Annotated in this window: 18 protein-coding genes and 1 pseudogene; 9 read left to right on the forward strand and 10 right to left on the reverse strand. The window is 64.9% G+C overall.

Annotated features, from left to right (window positions below; genetic code table 11):
* The first annotated feature begins 11 nt into the window (after positions 1-11).
* Entirely contained in the window at positions 12-1766 is a 1755-nt protein-coding gene (locus tag QUH67_RS02950; RefSeq protein ID WP_300945152.1) for a caspase family protein, read from the forward strand.
* A gap of 261 nt (positions 1767-2027) precedes the next feature.
* Here QUH67_RS02950 and QUH67_RS02955 read toward each other — a convergent pair.
* A pseudogene (locus QUH67_RS02955) lies at positions 2028-2708 on the reverse strand (DUF1345 domain-containing protein).
* A gap of 25 nt (positions 2709-2733) precedes the next feature.
* Positions 2734-3654, reverse strand: a complete 921-nt coding sequence (locus QUH67_RS02960) for a polyprenyl synthetase family protein (RefSeq protein WP_300945153.1) — start codon at positions 3652-3654, stop codon at positions 2734-2736.
* Between the two features lie 176 nt (positions 3655-3830).
* Here QUH67_RS02960 and mtgA point away from each other — a divergent pair, with 176 nt between their 5' ends.
* The 3 genes from mtgA (at position 3831) to QUH67_RS02975 (ending at position 5691) form a co-directional block, all read left to right on the forward strand.
* Positions 3831-4502, forward strand: a complete 672-nt coding sequence (gene mtgA, locus QUH67_RS02965; RefSeq protein ID WP_300945154.1) for a monofunctional biosynthetic peptidoglycan transglycosylase — start codon at positions 3831-3833, stop codon at positions 4500-4502.
* Positions 4503-4669: 167 nt separating this feature from the next.
* Positions 4670-4852 carry a 50S ribosomal protein L32 gene (gene rpmF / locus QUH67_RS02970; protein ID WP_028347701.1) on the forward strand — a complete coding sequence of 61 codons (183 nt, stop codon included), beginning with the start codon at positions 4670-4672 and terminating at the stop codon, positions 4850-4852.
* A 134-nt stretch (positions 4853-4986) separates the two neighbouring features.
* Positions 4987-5691 (forward strand): hypothetical protein, encoded by a 705-nt coding sequence (locus QUH67_RS02975; protein WP_300945155.1) that lies wholly within the window; start codon positions 4987-4989, stop codon positions 5689-5691.
* Position 5692: 1 nt separating this feature from the next.
* Here the strand turns inward: QUH67_RS02975 and QUH67_RS02980 are convergent, their stop codons facing one another.
* Positions 5693-5977, reverse strand: a complete 285-nt coding sequence (locus tag QUH67_RS02980) for a hypothetical protein (RefSeq protein WP_300945156.1) — start codon at positions 5975-5977, stop codon at positions 5693-5695.
* Positions 5978-6208: 231 nt separating this feature from the next.
* Between QUH67_RS02980 and QUH67_RS02985 the strand changes: the two genes are divergently transcribed.
* Entirely contained in the window at positions 6209-7900 is a 1692-nt protein-coding gene (locus QUH67_RS02985; protein WP_300945157.1) for a bifunctional diguanylate cyclase/phosphodiesterase, read from the forward strand.
* A 36-nt stretch (positions 7901-7936) separates the two neighbouring features.
* Here the strand turns inward: QUH67_RS02985 and QUH67_RS02990 are convergent, their stop codons facing one another.
* The 5 genes from QUH67_RS02990 to QUH67_RS03010 all read right to left on the reverse strand — a co-directional run bounded on the left by QUH67_RS02990 (position 7937) and on the right by QUH67_RS03010 (position 12030).
* Positions 7937-8650 carry an ABC transporter ATP-binding protein gene (locus QUH67_RS02990; RefSeq protein WP_300945158.1) on the reverse strand — a complete coding sequence of 238 codons (714 nt, stop codon included), beginning with the start codon at positions 8648-8650 and terminating at the stop codon, positions 7937-7939.
* Positions 8647-9882, reverse strand: coding sequence for an ABC transporter permease (locus QUH67_RS02995; protein WP_300945159.1), 1236 nt, complete (start codon positions 9880-9882; stop codon positions 8647-8649). Before QUH67_RS02995 ends, QUH67_RS02990 begins: the two co-directional genes overlap by 4 nt.
* Positions 9879-10919, reverse strand: coding sequence for an efflux RND transporter periplasmic adaptor subunit (locus tag QUH67_RS03000; protein WP_300945160.1), 1041 nt, complete (start codon positions 10917-10919; stop codon positions 9879-9881). The genes QUH67_RS02995 and QUH67_RS03000 overlap by 4 nt, the downstream gene beginning before the upstream one ends.
* Positions 10920-11122: 203 nt before the next feature.
* On the reverse strand, positions 11123-11725 hold the full coding sequence (gene phaR / locus QUH67_RS03005; protein ID WP_300945161.1) for a polyhydroxyalkanoate synthesis repressor PhaR: 603 nt from the start codon (positions 11723-11725) through the stop codon (positions 11123-11125).
* 86 nt (positions 11726-11811) lie between these two features.
* Positions 11812-12030: a hypothetical protein gene (locus QUH67_RS03010; RefSeq protein WP_300945162.1), complete on the reverse strand. Its 219-nt coding sequence runs from the start codon at positions 12028-12030 to the stop codon at positions 11812-11814.
* On the opposite strand from QUH67_RS03010, the gene QUH67_RS03015 reads away from it, so the two are divergent.
* The 3 genes from QUH67_RS03015 to yddG all read left to right on the forward strand — a co-directional run bounded on the left by QUH67_RS03015 (position 12029) and on the right by yddG (position 15205).
* A complete protein-coding gene (locus QUH67_RS03015; protein ID WP_300945163.1) occupies positions 12029-13207 on the forward strand; it encodes an acetyl-CoA C-acetyltransferase in 1179 nt (392 codons plus the stop codon). The two genes, QUH67_RS03010 and QUH67_RS03015, sit on opposite strands and share 2 nt — an antisense overlap.
* A gap of 217 nt (positions 13208-13424) precedes the next feature.
* Entirely contained in the window at positions 13425-14150 is a 726-nt protein-coding gene (phbB, locus tag QUH67_RS03020) for an acetoacetyl-CoA reductase (RefSeq protein WP_300945164.1), read from the forward strand.
* A gap of 176 nt (positions 14151-14326) precedes the next feature.
* Positions 14327-15205 carry an aromatic amino acid exporter YddG gene (gene yddG / locus QUH67_RS03025; protein WP_300947922.1) on the forward strand — a complete coding sequence of 293 codons (879 nt, stop codon included), beginning with the start codon at positions 14327-14329 and terminating at the stop codon, positions 15203-15205.
* Between the two features lie 83 nt (positions 15206-15288).
* On the opposite strand, the gene QUH67_RS03030 is transcribed toward yddG, so the two are convergent.
* Positions 15289-15720, reverse strand: a complete 432-nt coding sequence (locus tag QUH67_RS03030) for a cupin domain-containing protein (RefSeq protein WP_300945165.1) — start codon at positions 15718-15720, stop codon at positions 15289-15291.
* Entirely contained in the window at positions 15720-16487 is a 768-nt protein-coding gene (gene gloB / locus QUH67_RS03035) for a hydroxyacylglutathione hydrolase (RefSeq protein ID WP_300945166.1), read from the reverse strand. The genes QUH67_RS03030 and gloB overlap by 1 nt, the downstream gene beginning before the upstream one ends.
* A gap of 120 nt (positions 16488-16607) precedes the next feature.
* Between gloB and QUH67_RS03040 the strand changes: the two genes are divergently transcribed.
* The gene (locus QUH67_RS03040) at positions 16608-17354 is read left to right on the forward strand and encodes a class I SAM-dependent methyltransferase (RefSeq protein WP_300945167.1); all 747 of its coding nucleotides are present in this window, start codon (positions 16608-16610) and stop codon (positions 17352-17354) included.
* The last annotated feature ends 138 nt before the right edge of the window (positions 17355-17492 follow it).

The raw sequence follows: 17492 nt of genomic DNA on the forward strand, positions 1-17492 counted from the left end.
GAGTCACGATGATGTCTGGATATTTAAAATTGTGCCGATTAGCCGTTGCAGCCGCCAGCTTCCTGCTGGTCAGCGCACCTGCGTTTGCCGAAAAGCGCGTGGCGCTGGTGCTGGGCAATTCCGCCTACCGCAACGTCGCCCCGCTCGCCAATCCCATTAACGATAGCATGAAGATTGCAGCGACGCTGAAAGAGGCCGGCTTCGACGTGGTCGATTCCCGCCGTGACCTGCCGGCCGCCGAAACCCGCCGCGCGCTACGCGACTTTGCCGACAAGGCGCGTGATGCCGATATCGCGGTGGTCTACTACGCCGGCCACGGTATCGAGGTGGATGGCGGCAACTACCTCATTCCCGTCGATGCGCGGCTTGAGCGCGATACCGACATCTATGACGAGGGCCTGTCGCTCGACCGCATCCTGATCGCGATCGAGCCGGCCAAGAAACTGCGGCTGGTGATTCTCGATGCCTGCCGCGACAATCCGTTTTCGCGGACCATGAAGCGCACCGTCGCTTCGCGCGCGATCGGGCAGGGCCTCGCCAAGGTCGAGCCGACCAGCCCGAACGTGCTGATCGCCTATTCCGCCAAGGCCGGTTCCACCGCGGCCGACGGCGACGGCCAGAACAGCCCGTTCACGTCGGCGCTGTCTCAACATTTGACAAAACCCGGCCTCGACGTGCGCCGCGCCTTCGGCTTCGTCCGCGACGAGGTGCTCAAGTCCACCGGCAACAAGCAGGAGCCCTTCGTGTACGGCTCGCTCGGCGGCGAGGACGTGCCGCTGGTGCCGGCAAAGGCGGTGCCCGCCGCTGCGCCCGTCCCGAGCCCGCAGGCCGAGGCCCGCCGCGATTATGAGCTGGCGCTGCAGGTCGGCAACAAGAGCGCGCTCAACGCCTTCCTCGCGCAATATCCCGACGGTTTCTACGCCAGCCTTGCCAAGCTGCAGCTCGACAAGCTTTCCGCCGAGGAAGCGCGCGTCGCCGCGACCGAAAGGGCCCGCATGGCCGAGCAGGAACGCGCGCGGCTCGTCGCCGAGGGCGCCCAGAAGGCGCAGCAGGCCAAGGCCGACGCAGATGCCAGGGCCGCCGAGCAGGCGCGCCTTGCGGCCGAGAAGGCCAAGCAGGTGGCGCAGGAACAGTCCGCCGCCGCCGAGCAGAAGCGCGCTGCTGCCGAGGCTGCCGCCGCTGCACCGGGCCCCGCACCCGCCGACAAGGCGGTGAACGTGGCCGCGCTCGCCGCCGGCCCGCCGCAGCCCGACGTCACCAAGTCGGTGCAATCGGAACTGCGCCGCGTCGGCTGCCTGACCGGCAACGCCGATGGCACCTGGAACAGTTCCACGCAGCGTTCGCTGTCACAGTTCAACCGTTATGCCGGCACAAAGGTCGATACCAAGGTCGCAAGCGTCGATACGCTCGACACCATCAAGCTGAAATCGTCCCGCGTCTGCCCGCTGGTCTGCGAGCACGGTTTCCAGGCCGAGGGCGAGCGCTGCACCAAGATCGTCTGTGCCGAGGGCTCTTTCCTCAACGACGACAATGAGTGCGAGAAGCGCCGCGCCAAGAAGCCGGTGGCGGCACGCGAGCGGCCGGAACCGCGGCGCGATTACCCCGAAGCACGGCGCGCGCCGGAAGCGACCAAGCGCGTCTACATCACCGGCTCCCAGGTGCCGCGTGGCGCAGGGACCGGGGCCAACGGCCGACCCTTGACCGGCCAGGACCGTGCCACGGGTTGCCACTCCTTCGGCGCCATCATGTCGGGCGTCTGCCCGTAGGCTGCCAATCAGGAAGGTGTCGTCACCCGCCTTGTGCGCAACAGCGCGCCAGGGCGGGTGACCCAGTATTCCAGAGGCCTCAGTAATAGAACCGAAGGGCCGCGGCGTACGCGGGGAATGACAGATGAGTTTGACGGGCGGCAAATAGATGCTTGTAAAGCCCTGAGCGATTCCAAAAGCTTAGCTACTGTGCATGGGGTTGTTTTCGATGTTTTGGTTTCGGCCCCCCGCCGCCTGCTTCAAGCCCTCGCCGGCCAGTCCTCAGATCGCACTTCCCGCGATATTCACCATCAACGCAATCAGCGCCGTATTGAACACGAACGAGATGATGCCGTGCACGGTCGCGGTGCGGCGGATGATCCTGTCGGTGATGCCGACGTCGGAGACCTGCGCGGTCATGCCGATGACGAACGAGAAATAGACGAAGTCCCAGTAGTCCGCCTCGGCATGGCTGTCGCCGCTCGGGAACTGCAGGCCGCCGGGCTTCTTGTTGCGATAGAAGTCGTGGGCTTAGTGCAGCGCGAAGGCCGTGTGCACGATTGCCCACGACAGCGCGATCGTCACGATGGCCAAGGTCATCTCGGCGGGGTTGCCCTTGGCCGCGCCGAGCTCGATCACGATGGCCGCCAGACTCGCGAAGGCGCCGAGCGCGGTCAACAGCAGCAGCAGGAAGCGTCCATCATCCTGAATGACGGCGCTGCGCCTGATATGGCTGGTGTCACAGCGCATCATCATGCTGTAGGCGAGCACGAGATACAGGGCGGCGAAGACGTCCCAGGCGACCACCAGACGCGTCGCGAACCGCAGCCCATCCGGCAGCAGGAAGAATATGACGATGCCGAGCGCGAGCGCGATGAAGGTGCGCGGGCGGCCATAGACCATGCGGACAGGCAGCGGCAGGTTGCGGAAGCGAACAAGGTAGTCTTCGAATTCCTTGTTCATCCGGTTCCTTCGGCTGCGAGAGGCGCTAGTTCTTGCGCTCCGCGACGAAGCGTGCGGCCGCCCGCAATACGTCGCCCTTCGTCCCGAAGATCGCAAGGGCCGAATCGGCCCGCGCCAGCAGGTCGCGCACGCGCTGCTTGGCGCCGTCGATGCCGAGCTGGGTGACGAAGGTGGTCTTGCCGAGCGCGGCATCGGCGCCGGCCGGCTTGCCGAGGGCTTCGGCGTCGCCCTCGACGTCGAGCAGATCGTCGGCGATCTGGAACGCCTCGCCGAGCGCGCGGCCGTAATCGTCGAGCGCCTGGTATTGCTTTTCCGTCGACTGGCCGAGGATGGCGCCGGCGATGCAGCCATAGCGCAACAGGGCGCCGGTCTTCATCTGCTGCAGCCGCGCCACGTCGACCGGTTCGCGGTCGCCGAAGCGGCCTTCGCCGGCGAGGTCGAGGATCTGGCCGCCGACCATGCCGCCGATGCCTGACGCGCGCGCCAGCGCTCGCGTCAGCAGCAGGCGCACGGTCGGGTCCTTGTGGATCTCGTCGCGGGTGACGATGTCGAACGCCAGCGTCAGGAGGCCGTCGCCGGCGAGGATCGCGGTGGCGTCGTCGGTCTGCTTGTGCAGGGTGGGGCGACCGCGGCGCAGGTCGCTGTTGTCCATCGCCGGCAGGTCGTCATGGATCAGCGAGTAGCAGTGGATGCATTCCAGCGCCGCGCCGACCAGCAGCGCGGCCTCGCGCGGAACGCCGAACACGGCCGAGCTTTCGGCCACCAGAAAGGGGCGCAGCCGCTTGCCGCCGCCGAGGCTCGAATAGCGCATCGCGTCCATCAGCCGCTTCGGCCGGGTGATCTCGTCGGGCAGCACCGTATCGGACAACAGTCTTGCCAGCAGCGCTTCGGTATCGTCCGCGGTCTGGTCCAGGCGCTTGGCAAAATCGGCGTTGGCGGTCGTCATTAAGAATAGCTCCAGATCAATTTGGGCGGACAATCGTTGATGGCAACGGCTTCGTCAATTCCATGACGGAGGTCACAAAAGGGCTGGAAAACGCCCTAGATATCATGGAGATGTCACGTGGGTGGGGCCATTGATCGCCCCGGGGGCCGGCTCGGGCCGAACCGGAAGCTTCCAAGTTGCGCATTGTCCGAAATCTGGTGCTGGTCCTGCTTGCGGTGCTGTTGCTGCCCTATCTGGTGGCGCCGCTGTACCGGATCGGCCATCCGGTGTCGGCGCTGATGGCTTGGCGCTGGCTGACGGGGGCGCCGGTGTCGCGGCAATGGATCGATTTCAACGCCATGTCGCCCGCCCTGCCGCGCACGGTGGTGGGTTCGGAGGACGCCAAATTCTGCAGCCATCACGGCGTCGACTGGGACGCTTTGCAGGACGCGATCGACGACGCCGGGGATGGCGAGCCCGCCCGCGGCGGCTCGACCATCACCCAGCAGGTAGCCAAGAACCTGTTTCTCTGGCCGGGCCGCAGCGTGGTCCGGAAAGGCCTGGAACTGCCGCTGGCGATGTGGATCGATTTCGTGCTGCCCAAGCAGCGGATTCTGGAGATCTACCTCAACATCGCCGAACTCGGCCCGTCCGGGCAGTTCGGGGCCGAAGCGGGTGCGATGTACGCCTTCGGCCGTTCGGCATCGACGCTGTCGTCGCGCGAGGCGGCCCTGCTGGCGGCGATCCTGCCCAATCCGGTCCGGCGAAGCGCCCGCAATCCCGGCCCGGGGGTCCGGCGGCTGGCCGGGACTTATATGGCGCGGGCAGGCGCGGTGCCGCGCTGCTGGAGCGAGAATCGCGCCTATTGAGCCAATTTTCGGCCAATTTAACCGCTGGCCGGCCTAGCTTTACGCCATGCCATCCTCTATAAGCGCGGCCTTATCGGCATCGCAGCCCGCGCAGCAGGCGCCGGGCCGTCCGGCTTCGGACGGTGCCTCCACAACACATCTGCCCGCAACACCCCTAGAGGATCGTTATGGCCGTTCCGAGAAGAAAAACATCGCCCTCGCGGCGTGGCATGCGCCGTTCGGCGGACGCCCTGAAGAAGCCGACCTATGCGGAAGACAAGGATTCCGGCGAACTGCGCCGTCCGCATCACCTCGACCTCAAGACCGGCATGTACAAGGGCCGGCAGGTGCTCAAAAAGAAAGAATCCTGATCGGGTTCGGGGGATAAGACGCGACTTCGACTCGCGTCCGCCCGAATTTGGCCAACGAGTGGGCCAACGGTTCCGCAGGGCGAAGCGCTGCTTCGCCCGGGGACAATCCGGTTATCCTGTAAGGCGCGATACCCATGGTCGGTTTTCCGCTGCTTCTGATTCCGCTCGCGATCTACAACATCATCGTCTTCCTGATGCCCGACGTGTCGTTCACCGACCCGTTGGTGAAGCTGACATTGGTGTCGGGGGCGGAGTGGACGGTCACGCTCAGCGATATCTTGCTGACGCTCTCGATCCTGCTGCTGCTTGCCGAAGTCATCAAGGGTGCGCGCCCCGGTGCGAAATACCTGACCGACCATTTGCTGTCGCTGATCGTGTTCGGCGCGGCGGCGGCCGAATTCGTGATGTGGCCGAAATTCGCCACCTCGACCTACTTCCTGATGACGGCGCTGTCGCTGGTGGATTTCATCTCCGGTCTCGCCTTGCGAACGCGACGCCGCGCGGCCGTGCCTGCTCCCGAGCGTCCGGCAAAGGCCGAAAAGACCGAACCCGAGAAAGTCGAGCCACCGGCGCCCGAGCCTCAGCCGGTCCCTGCGTCACCTGCACCGGTTAGGCCAGAGGCCCCGCCGGCCACCGCCGTCGCGGAATCCGTGCTGCAGGAAAATCCCGAGCCAAAGCCAGCTCCGGCTCCGACAGCGCCGCAGCCAACTCCAGTCGTGCCCGAGCCGGATTCTCCGAAAACGGCTTCGCCGGAGGTCCATTCGCCAGAGATCCCGTCGCCGGGACTGCAGCCGGGCCCAAGCTTTCCGCCATCGGACAAACCGGATACGCCGCGCTGATCTAGATGGTGTGCCGCGTCCGGAAGCCCGAACCGAAGCGCAGGCTCTGGCCGGCGCCATAGGCGGTCTGGGCATCCGCCAGCGAAGCCCGCCGCAGGCGGCGGGTCTGCGGCGCCTGGTCGGCGGTCGCGATCAACTGCGCGACGAAGGTTGGATCGGGCCGCGGTGCCGGTCGCGGCGACCAGTGCACGGCCTCGGTTACCGGCACCAGCGCGGCATGAACCGGCTCGTCGAGATCGACGAACTCGCCATCCAGGATTTTGTCCGAACGATCGTACTCCAGCATCGCACACCGTAACCGGCTAAAACTGTCACGTTTTGGGGCGTTACCCCCCTCTGCGAGCTGACCTCGCAAGGCCCATGCCGATTCCTAACAATTCGTTCCCGCCGTCCCGGAAAGCCCGAAAAACGTGGTTTCCGGATTATTTATCAACATGGCCTAGCCTTGCTCGCGCAAGCGCCACTATCCTCATGGCACGGGGATCACCCCGCCGGTGTCCCGAATCGAGACGTCCCGATGCTACCTGTTCCACACGCTTCCAGCATCCTCGCCTCGCTCGGTCAGGCGGCCTTCGTCTGGGACCTGACGGCGGATACGATCGCCTGGAGCGACAGTGCCGGCGCGGTCTTCACCGATATTCCGGCGGAAGCGCTGGCTAGCGGCTCGGCCTTCGCCAGGCTGATCGAGCCTTCCCGTTCGATCCGTGACGAGGCGCTGGCCCAATCGGCGTCGTCGCGGAGCGACGAAGGCGTCACCTACCGCATTGAATACGGCGTGCGGGCTGCGGCCTCCGCGCCGGTGATCTGGATCGAGGAGACCGGTTGCTGGTTTGCGGGGGCGGACGGCAAACCCGTGCGTGCGCAGGGCATCGTCCGGATCAACAACGAGCGCCACGCCCGCGACGAGCAACTGATGCGGCTGTCGCGGCACGATCCGCTGACCGGTGAACTCAACCGGACCCATCTCGTCGCTGCGCTGGCGGAGACGATCGAGGAGACCATGCGTTTCCGCTCGACCAGCGCCTTCATGCTGATCGGCATCGATCATCTGTCGCGCGTCAACGACGCCTTCGGTTTCGACGTCGCGGATGCCGTGATTGCCGAGGTCGGGAAGCGCATCCGCGCCAAACTGCGCGGCGGCGACGTGCTCGGCCGCTTCTCCGGCAACAAGTTCGGGTTGATCTTGCGGAATTGCACCGTCGACGACACCAACACCGCGGCCGAGCGTTTCCTGGCCGGCATCCGCGACACGGTGATCCCGACCAGATCCGGCCCGGTCTCGGTGACCGCCTCGATCGGCGCGATTACCATCCCGCGCTACGCGCGCACCGCCGATGAAGCCGTCAGCCGCGCCCAGGAAACGCTCGACGGGGCCAAGCGCCGCCGGGCCGGATCGTTCGCGCTGTGGAAGCCGAACGTCGAACGCGACGCCCAGCGCCGCGTCAACATCCGCGTCACCGACGAGATCGTCACCGCGCTCAACGAGCGCCGCATCGTCGCCGCGTTCGAACCGGTGGTCGAGGCGCGTTCGCGGCAGCCGGCGTTCTACGAGTGTCTGGTGCGGATGGAGCAGGCGGACGGGCAGGCGCTGCTGGCGCCCGATATCGTCCCCGTCGCGGAGCGGCTGGGCCTGATCCGGCTGGTCGACCACCGCGTGCTGGAACTGGCGATCGCCGAACTGGCGGCGTCGCCGACCGTGCGGCTCAGCCTCAACATCTCGCCCGACACCACCATGGATCCGGATTGGTGGGCCGGGATCGAATCGCTGATGAAGGCCCATCCCGGCGCGGGCGAGCGGCTGATCGTCGAAATCACCGAAACGGTCGCGATCCAGGATATCGACGATATCCGCGGCTTCGTCACCCGGCTGAAGAATTTCGGCAGCCAGATTGCGATCGACGATTTCGGCGCCGGCTACACTTCGTTCCGTAACTTGCGCAAGCTCGGCGTCGACATCGTCAAGATCGACGGCGCTTTCGTGCAGAACATCGCGCGCTCGGCGGACGATCGCGCCTTCGTGCACACGCTGATCGATCTGGCCAACCGCCTGCAGATCAAGACGGTAGCGGAATGGGTGCAGGACGAGGAAGCCGCCGTGATGCTGCGCGAATGGGGCTGCGACTACATCCAGGGCCGCCTGATCGGGCTGGCGTCGCCGGACCGGCCGTGGGCCGCCACGGCCGACACCGCGCTGCCGGCGGCGGGCTGATTCATCGGCCACCCCCGCGGCGAGGGCGAGAGAGCATCAGGCTGGCGCCCCGCCGTCGGCCGCCGCAGGGGTATCCTGCTGCACCTGGCCGTCGACGATGTGGATGCGGCGATGCATCTTCGCGGCCAGATCGAGATCGTGGGTGACCGCGACCACGGTCTTGCCGTCCAGCGCCACCAGGTCGCGGAGGATGCCGAACACCTGCGCCGTCGAAACGGAATCGAGGCTCCCGGTCGGCTCGTCCGCGAGAATGACCGGCGGATCATTGGCCAGCGCCCTGGCGACCGCGACGCGTTGGCGCTGGCCGCCGGATAGTTGATCCGGTGTTTTATGGCGATGGTCGCCGAGCCCGAGCGAGTCCAGCAATTCCTCGGCGCGCGCGATGATTGACCGTGGGGACAGGCGCGCCAACGCGCGCATCGGTAACGCGACATTCTCGGTGATGCTGAATTCCGGAAGCAGAAAGTGGAACTGAAATACGAAACCCAGCCGCGCGAGCCGGACCTTGGCCCGTTCATTCTCGGTCATGGCGGTGGTGGAGCGGCCGTCGATCAGAACGTCGCCGTCGGTCGGCAGGTCGAGCAGCCCGAGCAAGTACAGCAGCGAGGACTTTCCGGAGCCGGATGGGCCGGTGATGGCAATAAACTCCCGCGGCATGATCGTGAGGTTGATATCGCGGACCAGCGTTACCGGCACCACGCCGCTGAGGATCTTGGTCACGCGTCGCGCCTCGATAAGCGGCGGGCTCATGTTGCGCCCCTGATGATGTCGACGGGATGAACGCGCGCGGCGGCGCGGGCCGGGAAATACCCGGCAACGAAACTCGATGTCAGCGCCACGGCGGTGGCGAGCAGATAATGCTTGGCTGAATAGATCACGGGCAGGTGGTTGTAGTCGGAGAACGGCGTCTTGAATTCGAGCGAGCCGAGGCCGCGGGTCAGCAGATAGCCGAAGATCCAGCCAAGCGCCGCGCCGACCAGTCCGACCAGCAGGGCCTCGAGGATGAAGATCGCCCGGATGGTGTAGTCCTCAAAGCCGAGCGACTTCAAAATCGCAATGTCGCGGGTCTTTTCGTGCGTGATGGTGGAGATGATGTTGTAGGTGCCGAAGCTCGCAACCAGCAGGATGGCCCCGACGATGGTGTACATCAGCACGTTTCGCAGCGTGATGGCCGAGAGCAGGTCCTCCTGGGCTTCCTGCCACGAGATCGAACGGTACCCGGTCTGCTCGCCGATTCGCTCGCTGATCAGGCGCGCCGCCATCGGATCGCGCGTGCGGACGCGGATCTCGTTGACGACCCCGGTCTGCTTTTCCAGAACCTGCGCCGTCTTCAACAGGACATAGCCGGTGGTTTCGTCCGTCATCCGGAAGCCGGAATGGAACGTGCCAACCACGGTGGCGTTCATGTTGACGCCGTCGGAGGAGGCAAGCGTGATGTTGGAATTGACGCGGGCGCCGATCTTGCTTGCCAGCCGGTCGCCGAGCAGAATCGCATTGGACGCCCGATACAGCGAATGCAGCGATCCCTGTCTCATGTGAGCGGGCAGGTTCGATACGTCCGGCTCGGTGCGGGGATCGATACCGACGATCGAAATGGTGAGGTTGCGGCCCGCGAAGCGCAGCACGGCCTTTGACTGCACCGAAGGTGTCAGCGCGCCGGGCAACCAGGTCCGGATCGAGGCGATCGTGGCCATCGGGTTCTTGATGCCCGGGCGGCGCACTTCCGGCGTCAGGCCGTGGAATTCGGCGGCCGTGTAACGGATGTCGGCCGGTTGGCGGTTCGGCTCACGCAGTTCGTCCGTCACCGAAATATGGGGCAAGGCATTGACCAGGGTCTGGATGAAATCATCCTGCGAGCCTTCCATCATCGCCGCCATCATGATGGAAAAGCCGACCCCGGTCATGACGCCCGCGATTGCCACGAAGGTCTGGCGGGCGCGATAGCGGACATGGGTCCAGGCGATGGTCAGGATCAGGTTCACCGCGCCGCCGACTCCGCCGGCGTCGCACGGACCCGGGAACCGTTCTTGATGTTGGCGGTCGCCGGCGAGGCGACGAGTTCGCCCTCGCTGACGCCTTGCAGGACTTCCACAAAGCCGGTGCCGCGGATGCCGATCTCGACCTTGCGCAGCCGCGCATGGTTGTCCTCGATCGCGAACAGGCCGTTGTGGATCACGGCATTGGCAGGGACGAGGACGGCGTCCGGCTTCTCGCGGCTGACGATATTGGCTTCGACGCTCATGCCGACACGCAGCGGGGTGTCGTCGGGCAATCCGATCCGGACGCGAAACGTCTTGGAGACGGGATCGCCGGCCGGCGTGATCTGCTTCACGATGCCTTGCAAAACCTCGCCGGCAAAGGCGTCGGTGCGCAGCAGCGCGTTCTGGCCGACCTTGACGCGGGGGATGTCCTCCTCGTTGACGTCGGCGACGACCCACAACGGCCGTTCCAGTCCGACCCGGTAAAGGATCGTGCCGGGCTCGACCATGTCCCCGACTTCGCCGTCTTCCTTGAGAACGATGCCGTCCATCGGCGACACGAGCTTGTAATAGTCGAGGCGCTGCGTCTGCGCCGCAATCTGTGCCTTGATGCGCGCCAGGTCGCTCTCGGCCTTCTGGAAGGCCTGCGACGTCGCAACGCCACGCGACAGCAACTGCGACTGGCGGTCGAATTCGCGATGCTGAAATTCCTCCAGCGCGTGCAGGTCGTTCAGTGTCGCCAGCGCTTCCCTGTCATCGAGGCGGGCGAGAACGTCGCCGCGTTTGACGGACTTGCCCTCGCATCGACAGCGCTCGATGATCCGCCCGCGAACCAGCGGCGTCGAACGCGACCACGTCTCGGGCTCGACCGAACCGGTGGCGTAGACGATTTCGGCGGCCGCGCCGCGCGTCACGCGCGCAACCGTGATCGCGGGCCCCCGCAGCAACCACCATGCGACGCCGCCCGCCGCCGCCGCGATCAGGGCCGCAACCGCAAGCTTCCATGACAGTCGCCGGTTTTTTTCAGATGGCAACCCCATGGGGGCTGCGGTGGAGTCGGTAGCCGCAACGCGCATGTCCATGCGGACATTGTGATTGCAACAGCGGCTTTCCTGCTTGATGCAGGTCAACGGGAAAGCGAAATTCCTTGCAATCCCCGTGAACGCGGCCGCCACGTTTCGTTATGCGGGCGAGGCAACAGCCCCGCCTGCACGTCGCGAATTGGACGGATTGCCGGGGCTGGCTACTCTTCCTTCTTCGGCTCTTTCGACATGCGCTCGAGGCGGTCCTGCATGTCTTTCATCTGACGGCGAAGGTCGTCGATGTTGGCCTCGTCGGGCGCCGGCTCGGGCGCCTTCTCCGGCTCGGATGGCGCCGCCGCCCCGCCGCGCGGCGGCACGAACGGCTTGAACATCGAGAACGTCTGCTGAAACAATTCCATGTTGCGGCGGACGTGTTCCTCGAGCGGCGCAAACGGCGTGCCGCTGAACGTGTTGGTGAGCTGCTGGCGGAATTTTTCCTGCTCGCGCGTCAGCGTGTCGATCGACTGCTCGAGATATTTCGGCACCACCATCTGCATGCTGTCGCCGTAGAAGCGGATCAACTGGCGCAGGAACGTGGTCGGCAGCAAATTCTGACCGGCCTTGTTTTCCTGTTCGAAGATGATCTGCGCCAACACCGAGCGGGTGATGTCGTCGCCGGTCTTGGCGTCGTAGACGAGAAAATCCTCGCCATCCTTCACCATCGCTGCGAGATCCTCGAGCGTCACATAGGTGCTGGTGCCGGTATTATAGAGCCGGCGATTGGCGTATTTCTTGATGGTCGTAGGTTGGTCTGACTTTGCCATAAGCTCACACAATACACCGAGAGCGGGGAACCCGACGACAACCGCCGCGGGCAGACGAGCAACGCAACGCAGCAAAGTAAGCATTTTCAATGCGGTTCGGCTACCGTTTTGTGCGGCACGGTTAATTCCAAGGCATGGGTGCTGCTATGGAAACCCTCATCGGGATCAATTTGAATGCGCCGCGGCAGGATTTTGGGCCCCGGCCGATTGACATGGGTCAATGGCGTTAACAGGATAAGGTGAGAGACAGGCATGCCGTCCGGCCGCCCGCCGTCAAAAAAAACCTCAACCCAGGAGATGTCCATGTCAGACGATGTCGTCATCGTCAGCGCCGCCCGCACCCCGGTCGGCAGTTTCAACGGCGCGTTCGCCACCACCCCGGCCCACGACCTCGGCGCCGTCGCCATCAAGGCCGCGCTGGAGCGGGCCGGTATCGAGCCGGGCCGCGTCTCCGAGGTCATCATGGGTCAGATTCTGACCGCCGCCCAGGGCCAGAACCCGGCCCGTCAGGCCTCGATCGCCGCCGGCATCCCGGTGGAAAGCCCGGCCTGGGGCGTCAACCAGCTCTGCGGTTCGGGCCTGCGGACGGTGGCGCTTGGCTATCAGGCGCTGCTTAACGGCGATTCCGAAATCGTCGTCGCCGGCGGCCAGGAATCCATGAGCATGGCCCCGCACGCGCAATATCTGCGCGGCGGCGTCAAGATGGGCGGCCTTGAACTGGTCGACACCATGATCAAGGACGGCCTGTGGGATGCCTTCAACGGCTACCACATGGGCAACACCGCTGAGAACGTCGCGAAGCAGTACCAGATCACCCGCGCCCAGCAGGACGAGTTCGCGGTTCACTCGCAGAACAAGGCCGAGGCGGCGCAAAAGGCCGGCAAGTTCACGGACGAGATCGTCCCCGTCACCATCAAGTCCCGCAAGGGCGACATCATCGTCAGCGCCGACGAATATCCGCGCCACGGCGCCACCATCGACGCGATGGCCAAGCTGAAGCCGGCCTTCGAGAAGGACGGCACGGTTACGGCCGGCAGCGCGTCCGGCATCAATGACGGCGCCGCCGCCGTGGTTCTGATGACCGCCAAGCAGGCCGCCAAGGAAGGCAAGAAGGTCCTCGGTCGCATCGTGTCCTGGGGCCAGGCCGGCGTCGACCCGAAGATCATGGGCACCGGGCCGATCCCCGCATCCCGCGCCGCGCTGAAGAAGGCCGGCTGGAACATCGGGGACCTCGACCTGATCGAGGCCAACGAGGCATTTGCGGCGCAAGCCTGTGCGGTCAACAAGGACCTCGGTTGGGATACGTCCAAGGTCAACGTCAATGGCGGCGCGATCGCGATCGGCCACCCGGTCGGCGCTTCGGGCGCGCGCGTGCTGGTGACGCTGCTGCACGAGATGCAGAAGCGCGACGCCAAGAAGGGCCTCGCCACGCTGTGCATCGGCGGCGGCATGGGAATCGCAATGTGCATTGCACGCGACTGAACTAAAGGCAGAGTGACTGGTTGAATGATGAAAAGATCATCTCGCAACCGCGGCCTGAGTTGATAAAAATGAAATGCCCGGTCTAGCGCCGGGCATTTTCGTCTCTGCAGGTGTTCCAGGAACAGCGCAGGACACAACGCAAGGTCGAAAATTGAGATTCGTCAAAAGACCGGGACAATTCCGGCGTATCAAGAAGAGTACCAAGGAGGATTAGGACATGGCACGTGTTGCATTGGTTACCGGCGGAACGAGAGGTATTGGTGCGGCGATCAGCAAGGCGCTGAAGGCTGCGGGCTACAAGGTGGCGGCGAGCTACGCGGGCAACGACGCCGCCGCCGAGAAATTCAAATCCGAAACGGGAATCCCGGTCTACAAATGGGACGTCAGCTCGTTTGACGCCTGTGCGGCCGGCGTCAAGCAGGTCGAAGCCGACCTCGGCCCGGTCGATGTGCTGATCAACAATGCCGGCATCACCAAGGACGGCGCCTTCCACAAGATGACGCTCGATCAGTGGAACGCGGTCATCAACACCAATCTCGGATCGCTGTTCAACATGACGCGCCAGGTGATCGAGGGCATGCGTGCGCGCAAGTTCGGCCGCGTCATCAACATCTCCTCGATCAACGGCCAGAAGGGCCAGTTCGGCCAGGTCAATTATTCGGCGGCCAAGGCCGGCGACATCGGCTTCACCAAGGCGCTCGCGCTGGAGAACGCCAAGGGCGGCATCACCGTGAACGCGATCTGCCCCGGCTACATCAACACCGAGATGGTCCAGGCGGTGCCGAAGGAAGTACTGGAGAAGAGCATCCTGCCGCTGATCCCGGTCAACCGTCTCGGCGAGCCCGAGGAAATCGCCCGCGCCGTAGTGTTCCTCGCCGCCGATGAAGCCGGAGGCATCACCGGCTCGACCATGACGATCAATGGCGGGCAGTACATGGTGTGACCTAACCGTCACGATTATGTTGGTTAGCTAAAACGTCGTCATGCCCGGGCTTGTCCCGGGCATCCACGTCTTTACAACCAACGATCGGAAGAGACGTGGATGGCCAGGCAGAGGTGAGCGTCAGCGACGCCGTCCTTCAGACCTCAATCCCCGGCCATGATGAGAGCACGCTGCCAATGACTCCCCGCGCCGCCACGCTGATCGGACTGACCGCGATCCTGATGTGGTCGCTGCTGTCCGTTCTGACGGTCGCGACCGGGAAAATTCCCGCGTTCCAACTCGCCGCGATGACGTTCGCGATCGGCGCCTTGGTCGCCTTTGCGAGTTTCCTGTTCCGGCCCGCCTCGTTCCATGCGCTCAAGCAGCCACTGGTGGCCTGGGTGGTCGGCGTTGGCGGCCTGTTCGGCTATCACGCGCTGTATTTCCTCGCGCTGCGCTTCGCGCCGCCGGCGGAAGCGGGGTTGTTGAATTACCTCTGGCCGCTGTTGATCGTGCTGTTCTCCTCGCTGCTGCCGGGCGAGCGGCTGGCGCCGCATCACATCATCGGTGCGCTGCTCGGACTTGCCGGCACCGTGCTGCTGTTCGCCGGCAATGGCGCCAGCTTTGCGCCGGGCCAGATCCCGGGCCTTGCCGCGGCCTTCGTCGCCGCCTTTGTATGGGCGGCCTATTCGGTGATGTCGCGCAAGCTCAAGGCCGTGCCGACCGATGCGGTCGCCGGGTTCTGTCTGGCCACTGCGTTGCTGGCGGCGCTGATGCATGGCGTGGTGGAGACCACGGTGTGGCCCGAGACGCTCGGGCAGTGGCTGGCGATCATGGCGCTTGGCGTCGGCCCCGTCGGCGCCGCGTTCTTCGTCTGGGACATCGGCATGAAGCGCGGCGATATCCGCGTGCTCGGCGCGGCGTCCTACGCGACGCCATTGCTGTCGACGGCGTTTCTCATTCTTGCCGGCTTTGCGCAGCCGACCGCGACGATTGCGATTGCCGCGATCCTGATCGCGGGCGGCGGCCTGATCGCGGCGAAGGATCTGGTGTGGAGAAAAGAACCGTCGCCGTAGGGTGGGCAAAGCGCAGCGTGCCCACCATTCTCGCGGCGTCGGGAAAGCTGGTGGACATGCTGCGCTTTGCCCACCCTACGAAATCACGTAGGCTCCCAATTCCTCGGGGCCAGTTCGAATTTCGAAAACGCGAATCCTGGCGCCACCGTGCAGCCGACCAGCGTCCAGTCGCCGTTGCTTTCGGCGGCCTGCCAGGCATGCGGCGGCACGATCGCCTGCGGCATTTCGCCGGCCGTGAGATCGGGGCCGAGCTTAATGCTGCGCTCGCCGCTGTCATCAGCGATCTTTAGCGTCAACGGCGCACCCGCGTAATAGTGCCAGACCTCCACGGCATCGATGCGATGCCAGTGCGAGCGTTCGCCGCGTGCCAAAAGGAAATAGATCGCAGTTGATCGCGAACGGCCGCCGGCGTCCACGTCAGTGTCGCGAAACGTCTCGCGATAATGACCGCCTTCGGGATGCGGCTTGAGATCGAGCCGCGCGATGATCTCGGCGGCGGTTTCCGGCGACGCCATCAGGACTTGTTCTTGCGTTCGCGCAATTCGCCGAACACTTTCTCGGCGCTGGCCCCCTTCATGTGCAGTTTGGCCGCCACCGACGGTTCGTCGGCGCGCAGGAACACGTTGGCTTTCTTTTCGTCGCCCAGCAGCACCGGGATCGTCGGCTTGTTCTCGGCGCGCAGCCGCGTCACTTCTTCCGCGCGTGCCTGCAGCGCGGGGTTGTCGCCGTCGACGGTCAGCGCGAACTTGACGTTCGATGCGGTGTACTCATGGCCGCAATAGAGTTTGAAATCGTCCGGCAGCGCGCGCAGCTTCAACAGCGAATCCCACATCATCGGATAGGTGCCCTCGAACACGCGGCCGCAGCCGATCGAGAACAGCGTGTCGGCCGCGAACACCGCCTTTTCGGTGTCGAACACGTAGGAGATATGATCGAGCGTATGGCCGGGGGTTTCCAGCACCCGCGCCAGCAGGCTGCCGACCTTGATGACGTCGCCATTGATGGCGCGCAGGTCGACATTGGCAATCTTGGTGGACTTGTCGTTGGGGGCAACGACCCGGCAGTTATACTTCTGCTTGAGTTCGGCGACGCCGCCGACATGATCGTGATGGTGGTGGGTGACGAGAATATCCGTCAGCGTCCAGCCCTCGCGTTCCAGCGCCCCGATGATCGGGCCGGCCTCCGGCGCGTCGATCGATGCGGTGGCCTTGGTCGCGGGATCGTGGATCAAATAGCCGAAATTGTCGCTGAGGCAGGTGAAGGTGCGAATTTCCGCGGCCATGATAGCTCCGTGGTTAAGGCTTTCAGCCCCATTAATTCCAAAGAAGTATGGCGTTAACGCTCGCACGGCAATGCCATTTTCGGCACGCCGCAATGAAACGCGATGTGGTAGATTGGGCCCATGACCATCGACGTCATCGATCTGCGCGATTTCTATTCGCAGCGCCTGGGCATCGTGGCGCGGCAGTTGATCAACCGCGGCATCCGGGCGCGCTGGCCCGATGCGGCGGGGCAGCGCGTGCTCGGGCTCGGCTATCCGACGCCCTATCTCGGCCTGTTTCGCGAGGATTCCGAACGCTGCATCGCCTTCATGCCGGCGGGGCAGGGCGTCCTGAAATGGCCGACGGCGCGGCCTGCGCTGGCGACGCTGATCGATGAATTCTCGATGCCGCTGCCGGATGCGGCGGTGGACCGGATCCTGATGGTGCACGCGCTGGAAATGTCCGACGATCCGGAGCGCCTGCTGCGCGAGGTGTGGCGCGTGCTGGCGCCGTCAGGCCGGCTGATCGCTGTCATCCCGAACCGTCGCGGCGTGTGGACGCGCACCGACAATACGCCGTTCGGCCACGGCCGGCCCTATTCGCGGGCGCAGATCACGCAATTGCTGCGGCATACCTGGTTCACGCCGGCGTCCTGGGGCGAGGCGCTGTTCCTGCCGCCCGTCGGCAACAGCTGGTTTCTGCGCTCGGCGATGGCGTGGGAGCGCGTGGGCGCCGCGCTGTCGCTGCCGTTCGCGGGCGTCCATATCGTGGAGGCGACCAAGCAGGTCTATCGCGCGATCCCCGCGGGCCGCGAACGCACGCGGCTGATTCCGTCGCTCCAGCCGGTGCTGGTGCCATCGTCGACGGCGACGCGGGATAAAGTGTAGTCTCTCAACGGGTCGTCCCCGCGAACGCGGGGACGCATAACCACCGTCAGGAGTGATCTAAAGAAAGTCGTCAACCGGCGTGCTTCAAAATGAAAGCCGCGGCGCATGGGTCCCTGCGTTCGCGGGGACGATGATCGT

The sequence above is a fragment of the Bradyrhizobium roseum genome (assembly GCF_030413175.1).
GTDB lineage: Bacteria > Pseudomonadota > Alphaproteobacteria > Rhizobiales > Xanthobacteraceae > Bradyrhizobium > Bradyrhizobium roseum.